Source organism: Rugamonas sp. FW305-51 (assembly GCF_058786935.1).
The window spans coordinates 1-15817 of record NZ_JBYSZG010000060.1; the positions used below are offsets into that span (position 1 = coordinate 1).

A 15817-nucleotide genomic window follows, 5' to 3' on the forward strand; every position below is an offset into this window, starting at 1 on the left:
TCTTGTTGTCATGCTTTAACTCCTCAGGTGGTGGATTTTCCACCTATTGAGGTGTCCGGGCAAATTAGACCACAGCAATTAAGGCCGGTCGTACCGAAACATGGGTCGTCACAACGCGACCTGATGGCGCCACTGAGTTGCAAGTGTTGGACGCTGTAGGTAAGCCGAAGCCAATCGATACGTCAAAAATAGTGTTACCAAAGATGAATTTATCGGGAGCAAAATCATGACTCGTGCTCCATTGGGAGATCCCGCCTACTGGACTGATAGAATAGATTTTGATAGCAAGCTTATTGCTGAAAATTTAGTGGCATTGAACAAGCCTTCAGTTAATCCAGTTTACGATCCACAATTTTGTTTTAACTTAGCCGAAAGATACCGTCGTCTAATCCTTCGCTGCTACTCCCGAGGCGATCCGATCACTGCATTAGGCCAGCATTTCGTCGGCCTACTTGATACTTGGGAACTTTCCAATCGACTAGCCGACGAAGTCTGCAGGACGCATCATTTGAAGACCTGCCGTGACTGGATATTTGACCTCGCCAACCTGAACCACTACAACTGGTGTTTCTGGCTGGTGGGGCTTGCCCTCACTTTGGACATTCCAGATGATCAGTGGAACCGTTTGGTAGCACTGATCGATGCGGCCGGCCAGGATGAGCTGCTTGACCGCGTGATGGCGACGCGGCAACGGGACCGGGTGATTGGAACCGCGACTCTTCACCCCAAACCCTACGCTCGATTACTCAAAACGATCGACTCCAGTAAGGAACGACAACCCGCGTTCTTGTGTGAATTTGTCGATCACTGGTATGTGGAACTGGCCCGCAAAGGAAAAGATGAACTTTGGTGGTATGTCTACGGCGATCCGGTCAAGCATCCGTTAAGTATGGGAAGTTATTTCGGTCGCTGGTGCATCGAGGCGGCGGTGGTGGCCAAGGTGTTTCAGATTGACGACACATTATGCCTGGGACATGAGTACTATCCAGGTGACCTGTTGCGTCCTAACGGCCCGACCACGCATCCGGATCGACAGAAATCATCGCGGAGTCTATTTTCTCGGCTGTTTCGTGGCAAGTGCGCAATTTGAGTTATTACTAGAAGACTGGCCCTTGCCCAGCGAAGATGGCGCATGGTTGTGTGCGCTATTGGCTAGCTGGCGAGTCCCGTTTGATGATAGACCAAAATAACGAATTGTTCTCCTCTGCACCCCTGCATTTAGCCTTACGCTGAGCAGGACGTCACACTGGCCGACGGCATGGTGCAAAAGGTGCTGGCGATCGCCGGGCGCGACGTGGTCAGGCTGACGGCCGACAATGTGCAGAACCTGGGCGGACGCATCCACGGCGACGCCGTGGCCGTGACGGCGCACACCGACCTGAACAACATCGGCGGCACCATCGCGGCCAACAGCGCGCTGGTGGCCACGGCCGGACGCGACATCCACGTCGAGACCACCACCGGCAGCGCGGCCAGCGCCGTGGGTGGCAACAGCTTCAGCCACACCAATATCGACCGGGTGGCCGCGCTGTACGTGACGGGCGACGGCGCCACCGGCAGCGGCACGCTGCAGATGCTGGCCGGGCGCGACATCGGGCTGCAGGCGGCGCGGATCGGCAACGCCGGCCAGGACGGCGCCACCGTACTCACGGCCGGGCGCGACATCGCGCTCGGCACGGTAACCACGGCCAGCGCCAACAACCTGACTGGGCATCCCTGCCGAACTATTAATCAAGCCGGTGCAAGCGAAACGCAAGACGGCCGCCGGCCATAAGCGGCCTGAAGAAGAAGCGCAAGTGGATTGATCGCGCTCCTTCGTGCATTCCGCCGTCAACTTCCCGGCGCTTCCGTATCGTTTCCTTATTTGCTCAGCGTGCGCATGGCCCGCTCCAGCCCCTCTATCGTCAGCGGGAACATGCGGTTGTTCATCAACTGGCGGATCACGGAGACGGACTGCCGATACTGCCACACCCCTTCCGGTTCCGGATTGAGCCAGACGAACTTGGGGAAGGCGTTGGTGAAACGGGCCAGCCATTCCGAACCCGCTTCCTCGTTGTTGTACTCTACCGAGCCGCCCGGCTGCAAAATCTCGTAGGGACTCATGGTGGCGTCGCCGACGAAAATGAGCTTGGTGTCGGGCGGGTACTTGCGCAGGATGTCCCAGGTGGGAAAACGCTCGGCATGGCGGCGCCGGTTGTTCTTCCACAGGTGGTCGTACACGCAGTTGTGGAAGTAGAAGAACTCCATGTTCTTGAACTCCGTCTTGGAGGCCGAGAACAGTTCCTCCGTGCGCTCGATATGGTCGTCCATGGTGCCGCCCACGTCGAACAGCATCAGCACCTTGACCTTGTTCTTGCGCTCGGGGCGCATCTTGATGTCGAGGTAGCCGGCATTGCTGGCCGTGGCGCGGATGGTGGCGTCGAGCGCCAGTTCCTCCTCGGCCCCTTCGCGGGCGAACTTGCGCAGCCGGCGCAGCGCCACCTTGATGTTGCGCGTGCCCAGTTCGCGTTCGCCGTCGTAGTCCTTGTAGGCGCGCGCTTCCCACACCTTGACGGCGGTGCGGTTGCCGCCCTTGCCGCCGATGCGCACCCCTTCCGGGTTGGTGCCGCCGTTGCCGAACGGGGAGGTGCCGCCCGTGCCTATCCACTTGCTGCCGCCTTCGTGGCGCTCCTTCTGTTCCTTCAGCAGTTCGGCCAGCCGGTCCATCAGCTTGTCGTAGCCGAATTTTTCCAGCTGGGCCTTCTGTTCCTCGCTCAGCTCGCGCTGCATGCGCTTGACCAGCCAGTCGAGCGGGATGGCGCTGTTGCTCTCGAAGGCGGCGTTGATGCCCTTGAAGTACTGGGCGAAGGCGCGGTCGAACTTGTCGAAATGGGCTTCATCCTTGACCAGCGTCAGGCGCGACAGGTAATAGAAGTCGTCCATTGACGCTTCGATGACGTTCTTCTGCATTGCCTCGAGCAGGGTCAAAAACTCCTTGATCGTGACGGGGATTTTGGCATCCTTGAGCGTGAAGAAAAAATCGATCAGCATGATGTCAGCGCTTTCCGCCCTGCTGCAGCTTGTAGTGCAGGTGGGCTTTGATTTCCGGCCACTCGCCGCGCACGATGCTGTACATGACGGTGTCGCGCACGGTGCCGTCGCGGCGCAGCGCGTGGTGGCGCAGCACGCCGTCGCGCCTGGCGCCCAGGCGTTCGATGGCGCGCTGCGACGTGTGGTTGAAGTTATCGGTGCGCAGGCCGACCACGGCGCAGCCCAGCGTGTCGAACGCGTGGCCCAGCAGCAGCAGCTTGCAGGTGGTGTTGACGTGGCTGCGCTGGCGGCTGCGCGCATACCAGGTGTAGCCGATTTCGGCCCGGTCCAGTTCCGGCACGATGTCGTGGAAGCTGGTGGTGCCCATCACGGCGCCGCTGACCGCGTCGATCACGGCGAACGCCAGCCGGGAAGGGCGCATGGCGATGGCGCGTTCGATGTAGGCCTCCGTCTCCTCCGGCGCCGGCACCGAGGTGATGCGCAGCTGCCACAGCTCGCCGTCGGCGGCGGCCGCGCGCAGGCCGTCGGCGTGGTGCATGGCCAGCGGTTCGAGCCGCACCCCGTTCCATTCCAGCGTGACGGGGATGGGGGCTTGCAGTGCCGCGTTCATCAGCGGTTGGTCCTGGCCATGAACACCAGGCGCTCGAACAGGTGGATGTCCTGCTCGTTCTTGAGCAGGGCGCCATGCAGCGGCGGCACGATGGCCTTGGCGTCCTGGCTGCGCAGGGCTTCGGCCGGAATGTCCTCGGCCAGCAGCAGCTTGAGCCAGTCCAGGAACTCGGAAGTGGATGGCTTCTTCTTCAGGCCCTGCACGTCGCGCACTTGGTAGAAGGTCTGCAGGGCCTGGGCCAGCAGTTCCTTCTTCAGGTTGGGGTAGTGCACGGCCACAATCTGCTCCATCGTGTCGCGGTCGGGGAACTTAATGTAGTGGAAGAAGCAGCGGCGCAGGAAGGCGTCCGGCAATTCCTTCTCGTTGTTGGAGGTGATGATGACGAGCGGGCGGTGCTTGGCCACCACCATCTCGCGCGTCTCGTAGACGTAGAACTCCATGCGGTCCAGTTCGCGCAGCAGGTCGTTGGGGAATTCGATGTCGGCTTTGTCGATCTCGTCGATCAGCAACACCACCGGCTCGGGCGCCGTGAACGCTTGCCACAGCACGCCCTTGACGATGTAGTTGTGGATGTCGCGCACGCGCTCGTCGCCCAGCTGCGAGTCGCGCAGGCGCGACACGGCGTCGTATTCGTACAGGCCTTGCTGGGCCTTGGTAGTGGACTTGATGTGCCACTGCATCAGCGGCATGTTGAGCGCGGCCGCCACTTCCTCGGCCAGCATGGTCTTGCCGGTGCCCGGCTCGCCCTTGATCAGCAGCGGGCGTTGCAGCGTCAGCGCCGCGTTGACGGCCAGTTTCAAGTCGTTGGTGGCAACGTAGTTGTCGGAACCCTGGAAGCGTGGGGCTGGTCCTTGGTTAGCGTGCATGGGGTACGGTCTCACTGTAGAAAAGGGAAGGGATGCGGCAAACCGCTCCAGTATAAGACAGTTCGCTAGAGGCCGCCCTCGGAGCGCGCTGGGAACAATGCGCCACGCCTAGCGAAACTTGGCCCGTTTGTCCATGATTCTTGATAGACGATGGAAACATTCTTGAGTTAGAATCGCTGATTGATAGCGCAAAAGTTAAGATTTGCGCTTGGGCTGTATCCGATGACCACTGATTACTTAGCCACCACACCATGAAAAAAATCTACGCACTTCTCGTGCTTGCAGGATTCGCCCACGCCGCTTTTGCGGCCGACATCGTAGGGAACGCCAAGGCCGCTCCCGCCAAGATTGAAATGTGCATCGGCTGCCACGGCATCCCGGGCTACAAGGCGACCTTCCCCGAAGTGTTTCAGGTGCCCATGATTGGTGGCCAGTCGGCCAAGTACATCGAGAACGCGCTCAAGGGCTATCAGAAGGGCGAGCGCAAGCATCCTTCCATGAAGGGCATCGCGGCCAGCCTGTCGGACCAGGACATCGCGGACGTGGCAGCATACTATTCCCAGCAAACGACGGCGAAATAAGGACTGAACCGATGAAAAAACTGATCACCGCCCTGTTCTGCTCCGCCGTCTCGCTGTCCGCTGTCGCCAGCGGCAATCTCGATGCCGGCAAGGCCCTGACGGAAAAATACAGCTGCTTCGCTTGCCACGGCAAGGATTTCAACACCCCGATCGACCCCAGCTATCCCAAGCTGGCCGGCCAGCACAAGGATTACCTGGAACACGCGCTGACCGCCTACAAGCGCGGCGACGGCGCCAACGGCCGCGGCAACGCCATCATGGCGGGCCAGGTCAAGCCGCTCAGCAACCAGGACATCAAGGACCTGGCCGCTTATCTGCACAGCCTGCCAGGTTCGCTGTCCACGCCGCAGCGCTAAGCCTGAGCGCCGCCGCAAACAAAAAAAGCCACGCTCGTCGTGGCTTTTTTGCGTGGGCGGGACTTTACTTGAGGCGGCGCCGCACGCTCTCCACGTAGGCCTCGCCGTCCAGCGGCAGGCCCGAGCGCTGGGCGGTCCAGATCATCTCGCCCAGGCATTCCATGATCTGGTGGTGCGCCTCGTGGGACGAATCGAGGCGCAGGGTCAGGGCCGTGGCGGCGTCGCGGATGCCGGGCGGCTGGTCGATCGAGATCTGCTCGTCGATCGACAGGTGCATGGACAGGTGCAGGAAGGGATTGGTCTGGCCGCTGTCGACGCTGAAGTCGCGCGCCAGCGCCGACTCGACGTCGCCCAGGATGGTCTCGTATTCAGGATGGTGGCGTATCCAGTCGGCCGCCATCGCTTCGATGGGGCTGAGGATGTCGTTGGCGCGCTGCTTGCGGAACGTTTCGCAGAAGAAGCGGCGCACGTCGTCGGATGAGGGATTGAACATAAGTGGTATCGGGGGAGGGAACAGCCAGCCGCCATTGTACCTGCTGCGCAAAATGTGTACGCTGGCACCGACGCGGGCCAGCCGGCCCGCCACCTGACCGGAGCCTTCATGCTGAACGATATCGCCCTCGACACCCTGTTCTACGCCGCCCGCACCCACAATGGCTGGCAGCCGCGCGAGGTCACCGATGCCCAGCTCGAACTGCTGTTCGACCTGCTCAAGTGGGCGCCCACCTCGGCCAACAGTTCGCCGGCGCGCTTCGTGTTCGTCAAGTCGGCCGAGCAGAAGGCCAGGCTGGCCGCCTGTATGGCGCCCGGTAACGCGGCCAAGACGGCGCAGGCGCCCGTCACCGTCATCATCGGCATGGACCTGGCATTTTATGAAAAGCTGCCCCAGCTGTCGCCGGCCGTCGACGCCCGCGCCTGGTTTGTCGGCAACGACGCGCTGATACGGGACACGGCGTTTCGCAACGCCTCGCTGCAGGGCGCCTACCTGATCATGGCGGCGCGTGCCATCGGCCTCGATTGCGGCCCCATGTCCGGCTTCGATGCCGACCAGGTCAACGCCGCCTTCTTCGCCGGCAGCACGGTGCGGGTCAACTTCGTGTGCAGCCTCGGTTATGGCGACCCGGCCCGGCTGCGCCCGCGCGCGCCGCGGCTGGCGTTCGACGAGGCGTGCCGCATCGTGTGACGGGGCAGGGTGCAGCTGACATGGCCGTCAGCTGCCGGTCTTGACCACATCCCCGGCTTCCGCCGGCACTGCCAGTGGCATGGCTGCCGGTGAGGTCGGCACCGCTACGGCAGCCGGCTGCGGCTGGCGCGTCCCCGGTTGCTGGGTGTCGGCGGCAGGCTGGCCTTCCCCGCAAGGCGCCGCTTCCGGCGCCGGACGGGGCGCGTGCGGCTGGCGCAAGTAGCGCGACGTGTGGCGGTGGTGGCCATTGCCATGGGCCGGCCAGGTCAGGAAGCGCGACAGTTCCTGCAGGGCGCGCTGATACACTTCCCGCTTGAATTCGATCACCACGTCCAGCGGCACCCAGTACTCATGCCAGCGCCAGGCGTCGAATTCGGGGTGGTCGGTCAGGCGCAGGTTGACGTCGTTGTCGCGCGCGCACATGCGCAACAGGAACCAAATCTGCTTCTGGCCCCGGTAGTGGCCGCGGATTTCCCGCTTGATGAAGTGGTCGGGCACTTCGTAGCGCAGCCAGTCGCGCGTGCGGCCGACGATCTTGACGTGCTCCTGCCTTAACCCGATCTCCTCTTCCAGCTCCCGGTACATCGCCTGTTCCGGCGTTTCCCCGTATTTGATGCCGCCCTGCGGAAATTGCCATGAGTGCTCGCGCACCCGCTTGCCCCACCACACCTCGTTATGGGCGTTGAGCAGGATGATGCCGACGTTGGGCCGAAACCCTTCACGATCGAGCATGTTGCACCTCAAAACTTTCTGCGACTGCGCGTCCGGCTTACATTTTTGCCCACAAATCCGCGCGCCGGCACCGTTTTCGGGGTACGAAAACGACCGGAACGCCATCAATTGAACGCATTTGTATAAAGTATGGACGCATCAGCCAGCTAATCCTTTAAAATTAGGTTGATTATAACCCTCTCTTTTTAAAAAGAATTCACCGTTATGCGCGCCTCCCGATTTTTTATTTCCACGCTTAAAGAAGCGCCTGCCGATGCCGAAATCGTCAGCCACCAGTTGATGATGCGGGCCGGCATGATCAAACGCCTGGGCTCGGGCATCTATACTTACATGCCGATGGGCCTGCGGGTGATCCGCAAGGTCGAAGCGATCGTGCGCGAAGAGATGAACGCCGCCGCCGCCATCGAGCTGCTGATGCCGCTGGTGCAGCCGGCCGAGCTGTGGCAGGAAACGGGCCGCTGGGACAAGATGGGTCCGGAACTGATGCGCGTCAAGGACCGCCATGGCCGCGACTTCGCCATCCAGCCCACGTCCGAGGAAGTGATCACCGATGTTGTCCGTTCGGAAATCAAATCCTACCGTCAACTGCCGTTGAATTTTTACCACATCCAGACCAAGTTCCGCGACGAGCGCCGTCCCCGTTTCGGCCTGATGCGCGGGCGCGAGTTCACCATGAAGGATGCCTATTCCTTCGACCGCGACCTGGCCGGCATGCAAGCGTCGTACAAGGTCATGTATGACGCCTACACCCGGATCTTCCACCGCTTCGGCCTCAAGTTCCGCGCCGTGGCGGCCGACAACGGCGCCATCGGCGGCACCGGTTCGCACGAATTCCACGTCATCGCCAGCACCGGCGAAGACGCCATCGTCTACTGCCCTACCTCCGACTACGCGGCCAACATGGAAGCGGCGGAAGCGCTGCCGCTGGCCGCCGCCCGTCCCGCCGCCGCGGCCGCCCTGGTCAAGACGGCCACGCCCGACGCCACCAAGTGCGAACAGGTGGCCGACCTGCTGGGCCTGCCGCTGGCGCACACCGTCAAGACCATCGCCCTGACCGTGGACCATGAGCAGGACGGCAAAGTCACGCCGCAGTACTTCATGCTGCTGCTGCGCGGCGACCATGAACTGAACGAAGTCAAGGTGGGCAAGGTGCCCGGCCTGGCCGCCCACCGCTTCTCGACGGAAGCGGAAATCCTGGAAGTATACGGCTGCGTGCCCGGCTACCTGGGCCCCATCGGCACCAAAGCCCCCGTCACCGTGGTGGCCGACCGCACCGTGGCCAACATGGCCGACTTCGTGTGCGGCGCCAACGACGCCGGCTTCCACTACACGGGCGCCAACTGGGGCCGCGACATGGCCGAGCCCACCCTGGTGGCCGACCTGCGCAACGTGGTCGAAGGCGACGCCTCGCCGGACGGCAAGGGCGTGCTGGCCATTGAACGGGGCATCGAAGTGGGCCACGTCTTCCAGCTCGGTACGGCCTACTCGGAAAGCATGAAAGCCACTTTCCTCGACGAGAACGGCAAGCCGGCTCCGCTGCAGATGGGCTGCTATGGCATCGGCATCACCCGCATCCTGGGCGCGGCCATCGAGCAGAACTTCGACGACAAGGGCATCATCTGGCCGACGGCGCTGGCCCCGTTCGAACTGGTGCTGTGCCCGATGGGCATGGAGCGCAGCGAGCTGGTCAAGGCGGAAACGGAGCAGCTGTACGCGCAGGCGCTGGCGGCCGGCATCGACGTCATCGTCGACGACCGCGGCCTGCGTCCGGGCGCCATGTTCGCCGACTGGGAACTGGTGGGCGTGCCGCACCGGGTCGTGATCGGCGAGCGTGGCCTGAAGGAAGGCAACCTGGAATACCAGGGCCGGCGCGATACCGAGGCGACGGCCGTGCCGCTGGCCGACATCATCACCTTCATCAAGGGCAAGCTGGCCGCCTGATCGTGGACATCCTGACTGCACACAGCGCGGTAGCCAGCGCCGACCGGCGCCGCTGGTGGGCCCGGCCCCAGCGCTGGCTGATGGGGCTGGCGCTGGCGACGGGCGCCCTGCAGGGCCCCAACGTCCACGCCGGCAGCCAGAAGGAAGAAGCGCTGGCCGACGCCGTGCGGGTGGCGTTGTCGAACGCCATCCTCGACGCGCGTCCGCCCAAGCCCACGTTCCGCAATCCGGCCGACGAACAGCGCTACCAGGGATGGCTGACGCAGATGTCGGCCCGGCTGGCGCGGCGCCTGCCGGACCCGCAGCTGCGCACGGAATTCCTGGAAACGGCGTGGTACGAAGCGCACCGGGCCGGTCTCGACCCCGGCCTCGTGCTGGGCCTGATCCAGGTGGAATCGGCCTATCGCAAATATGCCGTATCGATGGTGGGGGCGCGCGGCTACATGCAGGTGATGCCGTTCTGGACCAACGTGATCGGCGACCGCAACCGCAGCGCCCTGTTCAACATGCAGACCAACCTGCGCTACGGCTGCGCCATTTTGCGCATGTACCTGGACATGGAAGCGGGCAACCTCTACCTGGCGCTGGGCCGCTACAACGGCAGCCGTGGCCGTCCCGAATACCCGAACGCCGTGCTGTCGGCGTGGAACAACTGGAAGTTCAAAGCCCCCCTCTAGCGCCCCAAAAAATGGGGACGTACCCCTTTTTTTGATAATGGGGACGTACCCCTTTTTTGTACCTCTTTTTCGCTGGACTGCCGGGCTGAAAAACTGTGGGAAATGGGGTATGGGAATTGGGGTACGTCCCCATTTTTCAGGAAATGGGGTACGTCCCCATTTTTTGCGGCTGACGGCGGGGCAAAAAAAACGCCCCGGGCGGTGGGGCGCGGGGCGGTTCGTTCGGCTCGGACAGCCGGGAATGCTTATTTCAGGTGGTCGGAGATCAGCTTGGTCATCTCGAACATGGACACCTGGGCTTTGCCGCCGAATACTGCCTTCAGCTTGTCGTCGGCATTGATCATGCGGCGGTTGGCCGGATCCTGCAGGTCGAGCTTCTTGATGTAATCCCACACTTTCTTGGTCACTTCAGTGCGCGGCAATGGGGTGGCGCCGACCACGGCGGCCAGCACGGCCGAAGGCGTCATGGCCTTCATGAAAGCGGCGTTCGGTTTGCGCGGTGCGGCCGGTGCGGCCTCTTTCTTGGCTGCGGGTGCTGCTTTTTTCACGGCGGCGGGCTTGGCGGCCACCGCTTTCTTGGCTGGTGCTGCTGCTGGGGTTTTTTTGGCTGTTGCCATCTTCGAGCCTCCTTAACGAACACATGGAAAATTGCGCAATTGATCGCACGGCTAATATTGGTGGGGATTTACCGGGGATGCAAGTGTTTTTCGCGTTTTTTCCCGGAAACACCACGTAAATCAGGGCCCGGGCCCGCCCCTGCACCGTCCAGGGGCAAACCACCGGAAGTTTGCACGTAAAAACACCGCCTGGCGCGGGGCGCGCAGGCGGTGCCAGGGAGCGGCCGACGGGGGCGGAAAAGCGCTTAGCGCAGGCCCGGCATCATGCCTTTCATCGAGCGCATCATCTTCATCATGCCGCCGCCCGACAGTTTTTTCATCATGGTCTGCATCTGCTCGAACTGGGTCAGCATGCGGTTCACTTCCTGCACCTGGACCCCGGCGCCGGCGGCGATGCGGCGCTTGCGGGTGGCCTTGATCAGTTCCGGCTTGGCCCGTTCCTGCGGCGTCATCGAGTCGATGATGCCCACCATGCGCCGCACCTGCTTGTCGGCCTGGTCCATGTTGGCGTTGCCGGCCGCCTGCTGGAACTGGGCCGGCAGCTTGTCGACCAGGCTGGCCATGCCGCCCATCTTCTTCATCTGGCCCAGCTGGGCCTTGAAGTCGTTCATGTCGAACTTGCCGCCGACCTTGATCTTCTGCGCCAGGTCGGCCGCCGCCTTGGCGTCCACGCCCTTGCGCGCTTCCTCGACCAGGGCCAGGATGTCGCCCATGCCCAGGATGCGGTTGGCCATGCGCTGCGGGTCGAACGCTTCCAGCCCGTCGAGCTTTTCGGACACGCCGGCGAACTTGATGGGCTTGCCCGTGATGTGGCGTACCGACAGGGCCGCGCCGCCGCGCGAGTCGCCGTCGAGCTTGGTGAGCACGATGCCGGTCAGGGGCAGGGCGTCGTTGAAGGCCTTGGCCGTGTTGATGGCGTCCTGGCCCAGCATGGCGTCGACCACGAACAGGGTTTCGATCGGCTTGACGGCGCCGTGGATGGCGGCGATCTCGCGCATCATCTCTTCATCGATGCCGAGGCGGCCGGCCGTGTCGATGATCAGCACGTCGTGGTAATGCTTCTTGGCCCAGTCCAGCGCGGCCAGCGCGATGTCGACCGGCTTGTCGGCCGCCGTGGATGGGAAGAAGTCGGCGCCCACCTGGCCGCTCACCGATTGCAGCTGGGCGATGGCGGCCGGACGGTAGACGTCGGCCGACACGGTCAGCACTTTCTTCTTCTTTTCTTCCTTGAGGTACTTGGCCAGCTTGCCGACGGTGGTGGTCTTACCCACACCTTGCAGACCGGCCATCAGGATGATGGCGGGCGGCTGCTGGGCAAAACTGAGCTGGGCGGCCTGTTCGCCCAGGTCGGCGCCCATGATGGCGGCCAGTTCGCGCTGCACCACGCCCACCAGGGCCTGGCCCGGCGAGAGCGAGGACAGCACTTCCTCGCCCATGGATTTTTCCTTGACGCGGGCGATGAATTCGCGCACGGCCGGCAGCGCCACGTCGGCTTCGAGCAGGGCCAGCCGCACTTCGCGCAGCATCTCGGCCGTGTTCGCTTCCGTCAAACGGGCCTCGCCGCGCATGGTCTTGACGACCTTGGCAAGGCGCTGGGTAAGATTATCTAGCATGATGAACCTGGAATCTGTCTGGATGGTGGCCGGCCGGGGCCGGACGATGGCCGCCATTTTACCGCATCGCGGCAGCGCGGTCAGGACCGGGCCGGCACACCGTCGTCCCGGCCCGCGCCGGCGCATGCCGGGACGACGGCGTGGCAGGCCAGCGACGATGGCCGTGCCCGGCACCGGCGCAACGCTGCCAAGGGCGCGCGCGGCCCAGGGCCGGCTCTTTAGTGCGCCAGCACCAGCCGCAGCAGGGCGCCGCCGGCCGCCACCACCAAGGTATCGGACCCGACCGGCACGACGCTGGACGGGTGGTCGAGGCGGGCCGGCAGCGCGCCCAGCACCGTGCCCTGCAGCCCGGCGCTGCCGGCCACGGCGGCCGTATCGCCGGCCGGCGTGGTGCGGTAGATGACGCCTGTGGCCGGGTCGGCGCGGTAGACATTGCCGTCCGGCGCCGCGTTCAAGCCCTTGGGCAGGGCGCTGACGGTGCTGACCACGCCTTGTTGCGTCACCTTGCGCACGATGGGCGCGTTGGCCGCATAGTCGCGGTCGGCCACATACAGGTTGCCGTCGCTGTCTATGCCTTGCAGCACGGGCGCGTTGAAGGTGGCGCCGGCGCCGCTGCCGTCGCGCGGTTTGCCGGCGCCATCGATGACGCCCGGCGCGCCGGCCAGCAGCGACAGCGCGCTGCCGCCATCGACGCGGTACAGGGCGCCACCGGGCGCCTGCCCCGGCGCGGGCACGCTGCTGCTCGTTTGCAGCGCGACATACACGACGCCGGCGCGGCTGACGGCCAGCCCGCTGGGCTTGCCATGCAGGTCGGGTGCGGCAAAGGTGGTGACGGCCCCGGCGGCCGAGGTCTTGCGTACCGTCAGGCGGTCATGCAGGAAGAATGGCGCGTTGGGATAGTTCACCCCTTCGATGGAATAGACGTTGCCGTCCGCGTCGGCCCCCAGCATGCCGGGACTGAAATAGCGGGCGGCCGCGCCTTGGCCATCCCTGGCATAGCCTTCCGTGTCATCGCTCAGCCCGGCCAGGGCGACCAGCTTGCCACCGGCCAGCCGGTATACCATGCTGTCGGTCGAGAGCAGCAGGCTGCCGTCGCCGGCCACGCGCAAGCGGCCAGGGTTGTTATTGCGGTCAAACAGGTAGTTACCGTACGGATTGTCGGCAAACACGGTGCTGATCGTGCCGCCGCTGATCTTGCGGATGCGGTAACCGGTGCCGCCGATGGTGTCGTCAGGGTCGGTCAGCAGCAAATTGCCGTCCGCGTCCAGCGTCAGGCTGACCGCGCGCGACACGGTGGTGGCGCCGGTTTCGCCGTCCGGACGGGGGCCCTGCAAGCTGGCCGCGATGACCGTGCTGGTCACGCCGTCCGCCGTGCGCCGGAAGATGGCGCCCACGCCGCCGCTGGCGCCGCTGAAGTAATACAGCGTGCCGCTGCGGTCAGCCGCGAATTGTCCGGCCGGCGGCAAGCCGGTCACTTCCAGCACGCTGCCGTTGCCGGCCAGCTTGCCCAGTTTTCCCGTGGCCGATGCTTCTATATAGAGGGTCCCGGCGCCATCGCTGAAGATGCGGCTGGCATCGGCGAACGGCGCGGCCAGGGTGGTCACGGTGGCGATGCGGCCATCGGCGTCCAGCGTGCGCAAATAGCTGGCCTGGGCGCCCGCGTCGAGCAGGTACAGCTGGCCGCCCGCACCCAGGGCGAGGCTGCGCACCCGTTCCACCCGCGCATGGTCGCGGTCGCCGTCGACGTGGCCGGCCGTGGTGCTGGTCAGCGTGCTGACCGTGCCGTCCTTGCCGATCATGCGCACGGCGCTGGCGGCGCCAGGACGGCTATCGGCCACATAGACGTTACCGTTGGCGTCGCTCGCCATGTCGGCGACCAGGTCAAAGCGCGCCGCGCTGCCCTTGCCGTCGAGGATGAAGTGGCCGCCTATGGTGCCGGCCAGCAGCGTCAGGCCCGGCTGGCTGGGATCGGGCACCAGCTGCAGCACGATGGTCTTGCTCAGTTTGCCGGACGTGGCCGTCACGGTCACGTCCGTGACGGCAGAGACGCGCGCCGGCGGCTGGTAGCTGACGGTGGCGCCGCTGGCCGCCGACAGGCTGCCAGGGCTGTCGGGCGCCAGTTGCCAGGTGACGGTGCCCGGAGCGTCGAGCACGGCGTTCAGGGCCAGCGGCTGGCCGCCGGCCTGGACCTGGGGCGCGCTGACGCTCAGTGCCAGTGTCGTGGCCGCCGTTGGCGCCGGCGCAGGAGGATTGGTGCTGCTGCCGCCGCCGCAGGCGGTCAACGCAAGTGCCAGCAGGGCGGTACCGGCCAGCCGGTGGGTATGTTGCGAGGAAATGAAAGTCACGCGATGCTCTTGGTGTGGGTTGAGGGGAGCCTGGACAGTGCTGTCAAGACATTCAATTGTAATTATGACTTGTTTTATTGAATTGCAATATCCGGCATTATGACCGCAACCAGCGTTCAACAACCTCACACAAAGTCACCGATGGAGCGGGTGGGCCCAAGCGCGCAGGCGGGGCAAGCTGACGTCGTTCGTGGCGGTAGGCAAGTGGGGCGCCGCTTGGTATGATCGGTGCAACTTTAGCGGCCGCAGGCCAACACGGTAACCAACGGGGAGAGATGGGATGCAGAGCAAGGCGATAATCAAGACAGTGGCGCTGGCCGCCATGTTGTGGGGGGGGCAGGGACAGGCTCAGGCTCAGGAGGTGGTGCGCCTCGGTAACCTGAAGTTCGCCCACTATGGCGCCGTCTCCTATATCAAGGAGATCGCCCCCAAGTGCGGCATCAAGGTCGACGAACACGTGTTCGCCAAGGGACTGGACGTGATGCAGGCCATCATCGCCGGCGAGCTCGATGTGGGAACCACGGCGTCCGAGGCGGCCATCTCGGGCCGGGCCGGCGGCGCGCCCATTTATGCCGTGGCCGGTTTCGCCAAGGGCGGCGCCCGCCTGGTGGGCCGGGCCGACTTGCACCTGAAGGCCGTCAAGGACTTGAAGGGCAAGAAAGTGGGCGTGACGCGGGGCGGCATCCAGGAAGTGCTGCTGCTGGCCGAGCTGCAGCAGGCTGGCCTGAGCGTGTCCGACCAGCCGGGCAAGGATGTGCAGCTGGTCTACCTGGCCTACGCCGACCTGAACCAGGCCATGCTGGGCAAGAACATCGACGCCATGATGCAGTCCGAACCGCAGTCGTCGCAGGCCATCAACAAGGGCTACGGCAACGAGATCATCAAGCCTTACGACACGCCGATCGGCGCGCCGGTGCGCACCATGGTGATGACGGAGAAGTTTTACAAGGAAAAGCGTCCGCTGGCCGAGAAGTTCATGCGCTGCTTCGTGGAAGCCACCAAGACCTTCATCGACAACCAGGCCGTGGCCGAGAAGTATGTGCGCGAGGTGGTGTTCAAGGGCCAGTTGAGCAAGCAGGACTTCGACGACGCCATCGGCAATTCGCCTTATTCCTACGACATCACGCCCGAGCACATCCAGGTCACCACCGACATCATGGTCAAGACCGGCGTGGGCCGCATGGCCAAGCCGCCCGTGGCGCGCGACTGGGTCAAGACGGACTTGCTGGACGCGGCCAAGAAAAGCCTGAACGTCAAATAAGAGAG

16 protein-coding genes are annotated in these 15817 nt (G+C 64.0%); 8 read left to right on the forward strand and 8 right to left on the reverse strand.

All coding sequences use genetic code 11. The features are described from left to right. The first annotated feature begins 226 nt into the window (after positions 1–226). Positions 227–1090 (forward strand): PoNe immunity protein domain-containing protein, encoded by an 864-nt coding sequence (locus AC3WOS_RS25820; RefSeq protein WP_492719838.1) that lies wholly within the window; start codon positions 227–229, stop codon positions 1088–1090. Between the two features lie 168 nt (positions 1091–1258). Further along, positions 1259–1774 (forward strand): hypothetical protein, encoded by a 516-nt coding sequence (locus AC3WOS_RS25825; protein WP_492719839.1) that lies wholly within the window; start codon positions 1259–1261, stop codon positions 1772–1774. An 86-nt stretch (positions 1775–1860) separates the two neighbouring features. Here AC3WOS_RS25825 and AC3WOS_RS25830 read toward each other — a convergent pair whose 3' ends face one another. Genes AC3WOS_RS25830 through AC3WOS_RS25840 form a run of 3 tightly spaced genes read right to left on the reverse strand, consistent with a single transcriptional unit; the run spans position 1861 to position 4506 of the window. Beyond that, positions 1861–3030, reverse strand: coding sequence for a vWA domain-containing protein (locus tag AC3WOS_RS25830; RefSeq protein ID WP_492719841.1), 1170 nt, complete (start codon positions 3028–3030; stop codon positions 1861–1863). 4 nt (positions 3031–3034) lie between these two features. Continuing rightward, positions 3035–3640 carry a GNAT family N-acetyltransferase gene (locus tag AC3WOS_RS25835; RefSeq protein WP_492719842.1) on the reverse strand — a complete coding sequence of 202 codons (606 nt, stop codon included), beginning with the start codon at positions 3638–3640 and terminating at the stop codon, positions 3035–3037. Continuing rightward, positions 3640–4506: an AAA family ATPase gene (locus AC3WOS_RS25840; RefSeq protein ID WP_492719844.1), complete on the reverse strand. Its 867-nt coding sequence runs from the start codon at positions 4504–4506 to the stop codon at positions 3640–3642. Before AC3WOS_RS25840 ends, AC3WOS_RS25835 begins: the two co-directional genes overlap by 1 nt. Positions 4507–4757: 251 nt before the next feature. Here AC3WOS_RS25840 and AC3WOS_RS25845 point away from each other — a divergent pair, with 251 nt between their 5' ends. Further along, entirely contained in the window at positions 4758–5087 is a 330-nt protein-coding gene (locus AC3WOS_RS25845) for a c-type cytochrome (protein ID WP_492719845.1), read from the forward strand. 11 nt (positions 5088–5098) lie between these two features. Beyond that, positions 5099–5443 (forward strand): c-type cytochrome, encoded by a 345-nt coding sequence (locus tag AC3WOS_RS25850; protein WP_492719846.1) that lies wholly within the window; start codon positions 5099–5101, stop codon positions 5441–5443. A 64-nt stretch (positions 5444–5507) separates the two neighbouring features. On the opposite strand, the gene AC3WOS_RS25855 is transcribed toward AC3WOS_RS25850, so the two are convergent. Then, positions 5508–5936, reverse strand: coding sequence for a DUF1841 family protein (locus tag AC3WOS_RS25855; protein ID WP_492719848.1), 429 nt, complete (start codon positions 5934–5936; stop codon positions 5508–5510). Between the two features lie 108 nt (positions 5937–6044). On the opposite strand from AC3WOS_RS25855, the gene AC3WOS_RS25860 reads away from it, so the two are divergent. Continuing rightward, a complete protein-coding gene (locus AC3WOS_RS25860) occupies positions 6045–6626 on the forward strand; it encodes a malonic semialdehyde reductase (RefSeq protein WP_492719849.1) in 582 nt (193 codons plus the stop codon). A gap of 27 nt (positions 6627–6653) precedes the next feature. Here the strand turns inward: AC3WOS_RS25860 and AC3WOS_RS25865 are convergent, their stop codons facing one another. Beyond that, positions 6654–7358: an RNA pyrophosphohydrolase gene (locus AC3WOS_RS25865; RefSeq protein WP_492719850.1), complete on the reverse strand. Its 705-nt coding sequence runs from the start codon at positions 7356–7358 to the stop codon at positions 6654–6656. A 204-nt stretch (positions 7359–7562) separates the two neighbouring features. On the opposite strand from AC3WOS_RS25865, the gene AC3WOS_RS25870 reads away from it, so the two are divergent. Together AC3WOS_RS25870 and AC3WOS_RS25875 are read left to right on the forward strand one after the other, a co-directional pair. Next, the gene (locus AC3WOS_RS25870; protein WP_492719851.1) at positions 7563–9299 is read left to right on the forward strand and encodes a proline--tRNA ligase; all 1737 of its coding nucleotides are present in this window, start codon (positions 7563–7565) and stop codon (positions 9297–9299) included. An 80-nt stretch (positions 9300–9379) separates the two neighbouring features. Continuing rightward, on the forward strand, positions 9380–9976 hold the full coding sequence (locus AC3WOS_RS25875) for a lytic transglycosylase domain-containing protein (protein WP_492719881.1): 597 nt from the start codon (positions 9380–9382) through the stop codon (positions 9974–9976). A gap of 245 nt (positions 9977–10221) precedes the next feature. Here the strand turns inward: AC3WOS_RS25875 and AC3WOS_RS25880 are convergent, their stop codons facing one another. The 3 genes from AC3WOS_RS25880 to AC3WOS_RS25890 form a co-directional block, all read right to left on the reverse strand. After that, positions 10222–10593: an SWIB/MDM2 domain-containing protein gene (locus tag AC3WOS_RS25880; protein ID WP_492719853.1), complete on the reverse strand. Its 372-nt coding sequence runs from the start codon at positions 10591–10593 to the stop codon at positions 10222–10224. Between the two features lie 245 nt (positions 10594–10838). Next, positions 10839–12206 carry a signal recognition particle protein gene (gene ffh / locus AC3WOS_RS25885; RefSeq protein WP_492719854.1) on the reverse strand — a complete coding sequence of 456 codons (1368 nt, stop codon included), beginning with the start codon at positions 12204–12206 and terminating at the stop codon, positions 10839–10841. Positions 12207–12424: 218 nt separating this feature from the next. Continuing rightward, positions 12425–14551, reverse strand: a complete 2127-nt coding sequence (locus AC3WOS_RS25890; protein ID WP_492719856.1) for an NHL repeat-containing protein — start codon at positions 14549–14551, stop codon at positions 12425–12427. 280 nt (positions 14552–14831) lie between these two features. Here AC3WOS_RS25890 and AC3WOS_RS25895 point away from each other — a divergent pair, with 280 nt between their 5' ends. Next, positions 14832–15812, forward strand: a complete 981-nt coding sequence (locus AC3WOS_RS25895) for an ABC transporter substrate-binding protein (RefSeq protein ID WP_492719857.1) — start codon at positions 14832–14834, stop codon at positions 15810–15812. Positions 15813–15817 lie beyond the last annotated feature (5 nt).

Bases quoted from the DNA above. Each gene is read 5' to 3' on its own strand.
- AC3WOS_RS25820 (WP_492719838.1), top strand. From the start codon at position 227: ATGACTCGTGCTCCATTGGGAGATCCCGCCTACTGGACTGATAGAATA.
- AC3WOS_RS25825 (WP_492719839.1), top strand. From the start codon at position 1,259: ATGGTGCAAAAGGTGCTGGCGATCGCCGGGCGCGACGTGGTCAGGCTG.
- AC3WOS_RS25830 (WP_492719841.1), bottom strand. From the start codon at position 3,030: ATGCTGATCGATTTTTTCTTCACGCTCAAGGATGCCAAAATCCCCGTC.
- AC3WOS_RS25835 (WP_492719842.1), bottom strand. From the start codon at position 3,640: ATGAACGCGGCACTGCAAGCCCCCATCCCCGTCACGCTGGAATGGAAC.
- AC3WOS_RS25840 (WP_492719844.1), bottom strand. From the start codon at position 4,506: ATGCACGCTAACCAAGGACCAGCCCCACGCTTCCAGGGTTCCGACAAC.
- AC3WOS_RS25845 (WP_492719845.1), top strand. From the start codon at position 4,758: ATGAAAAAAATCTACGCACTTCTCGTGCTTGCAGGATTCGCCCACGCC.
- AC3WOS_RS25850 (WP_492719846.1), top strand. From the start codon at position 5,099: ATGAAAAAACTGATCACCGCCCTGTTCTGCTCCGCCGTCTCGCTGTCC.
- AC3WOS_RS25855 (WP_492719848.1), bottom strand. From the start codon at position 5,936: ATGTTCAATCCCTCATCCGACGACGTGCGCCGCTTCTTCTGCGAAACG.
- AC3WOS_RS25860 (WP_492719849.1), top strand. From the start codon at position 6,045: ATGCTGAACGATATCGCCCTCGACACCCTGTTCTACGCCGCCCGCACC.
- AC3WOS_RS25865 (WP_492719850.1), bottom strand. From the start codon at position 7,358: ATGCTCGATCGTGAAGGGTTTCGGCCCAACGTCGGCATCATCCTGCTC.
- AC3WOS_RS25870 (WP_492719851.1), top strand. From the start codon at position 7,563: ATGCGCGCCTCCCGATTTTTTATTTCCACGCTTAAAGAAGCGCCTGCC.
- AC3WOS_RS25875 (WP_492719881.1), top strand. From the start codon at position 9,380: ATGGGGCTGGCGCTGGCGACGGGCGCCCTGCAGGGCCCCAACGTCCAC.
- AC3WOS_RS25880 (WP_492719853.1), bottom strand. From the start codon at position 10,593: ATGGCAACAGCCAAAAAAACCCCAGCAGCAGCACCAGCCAAGAAAGCG.
- ffh (WP_492719854.1), bottom strand. From the start codon at position 12,206: ATGCTAGATAATCTTACCCAGCGCCTTGCCAAGGTCGTCAAGACCATG.
- AC3WOS_RS25895 (WP_492719857.1), top strand. From the start codon at position 14,832: ATGCAGAGCAAGGCGATAATCAAGACAGTGGCGCTGGCCGCCATGTTG.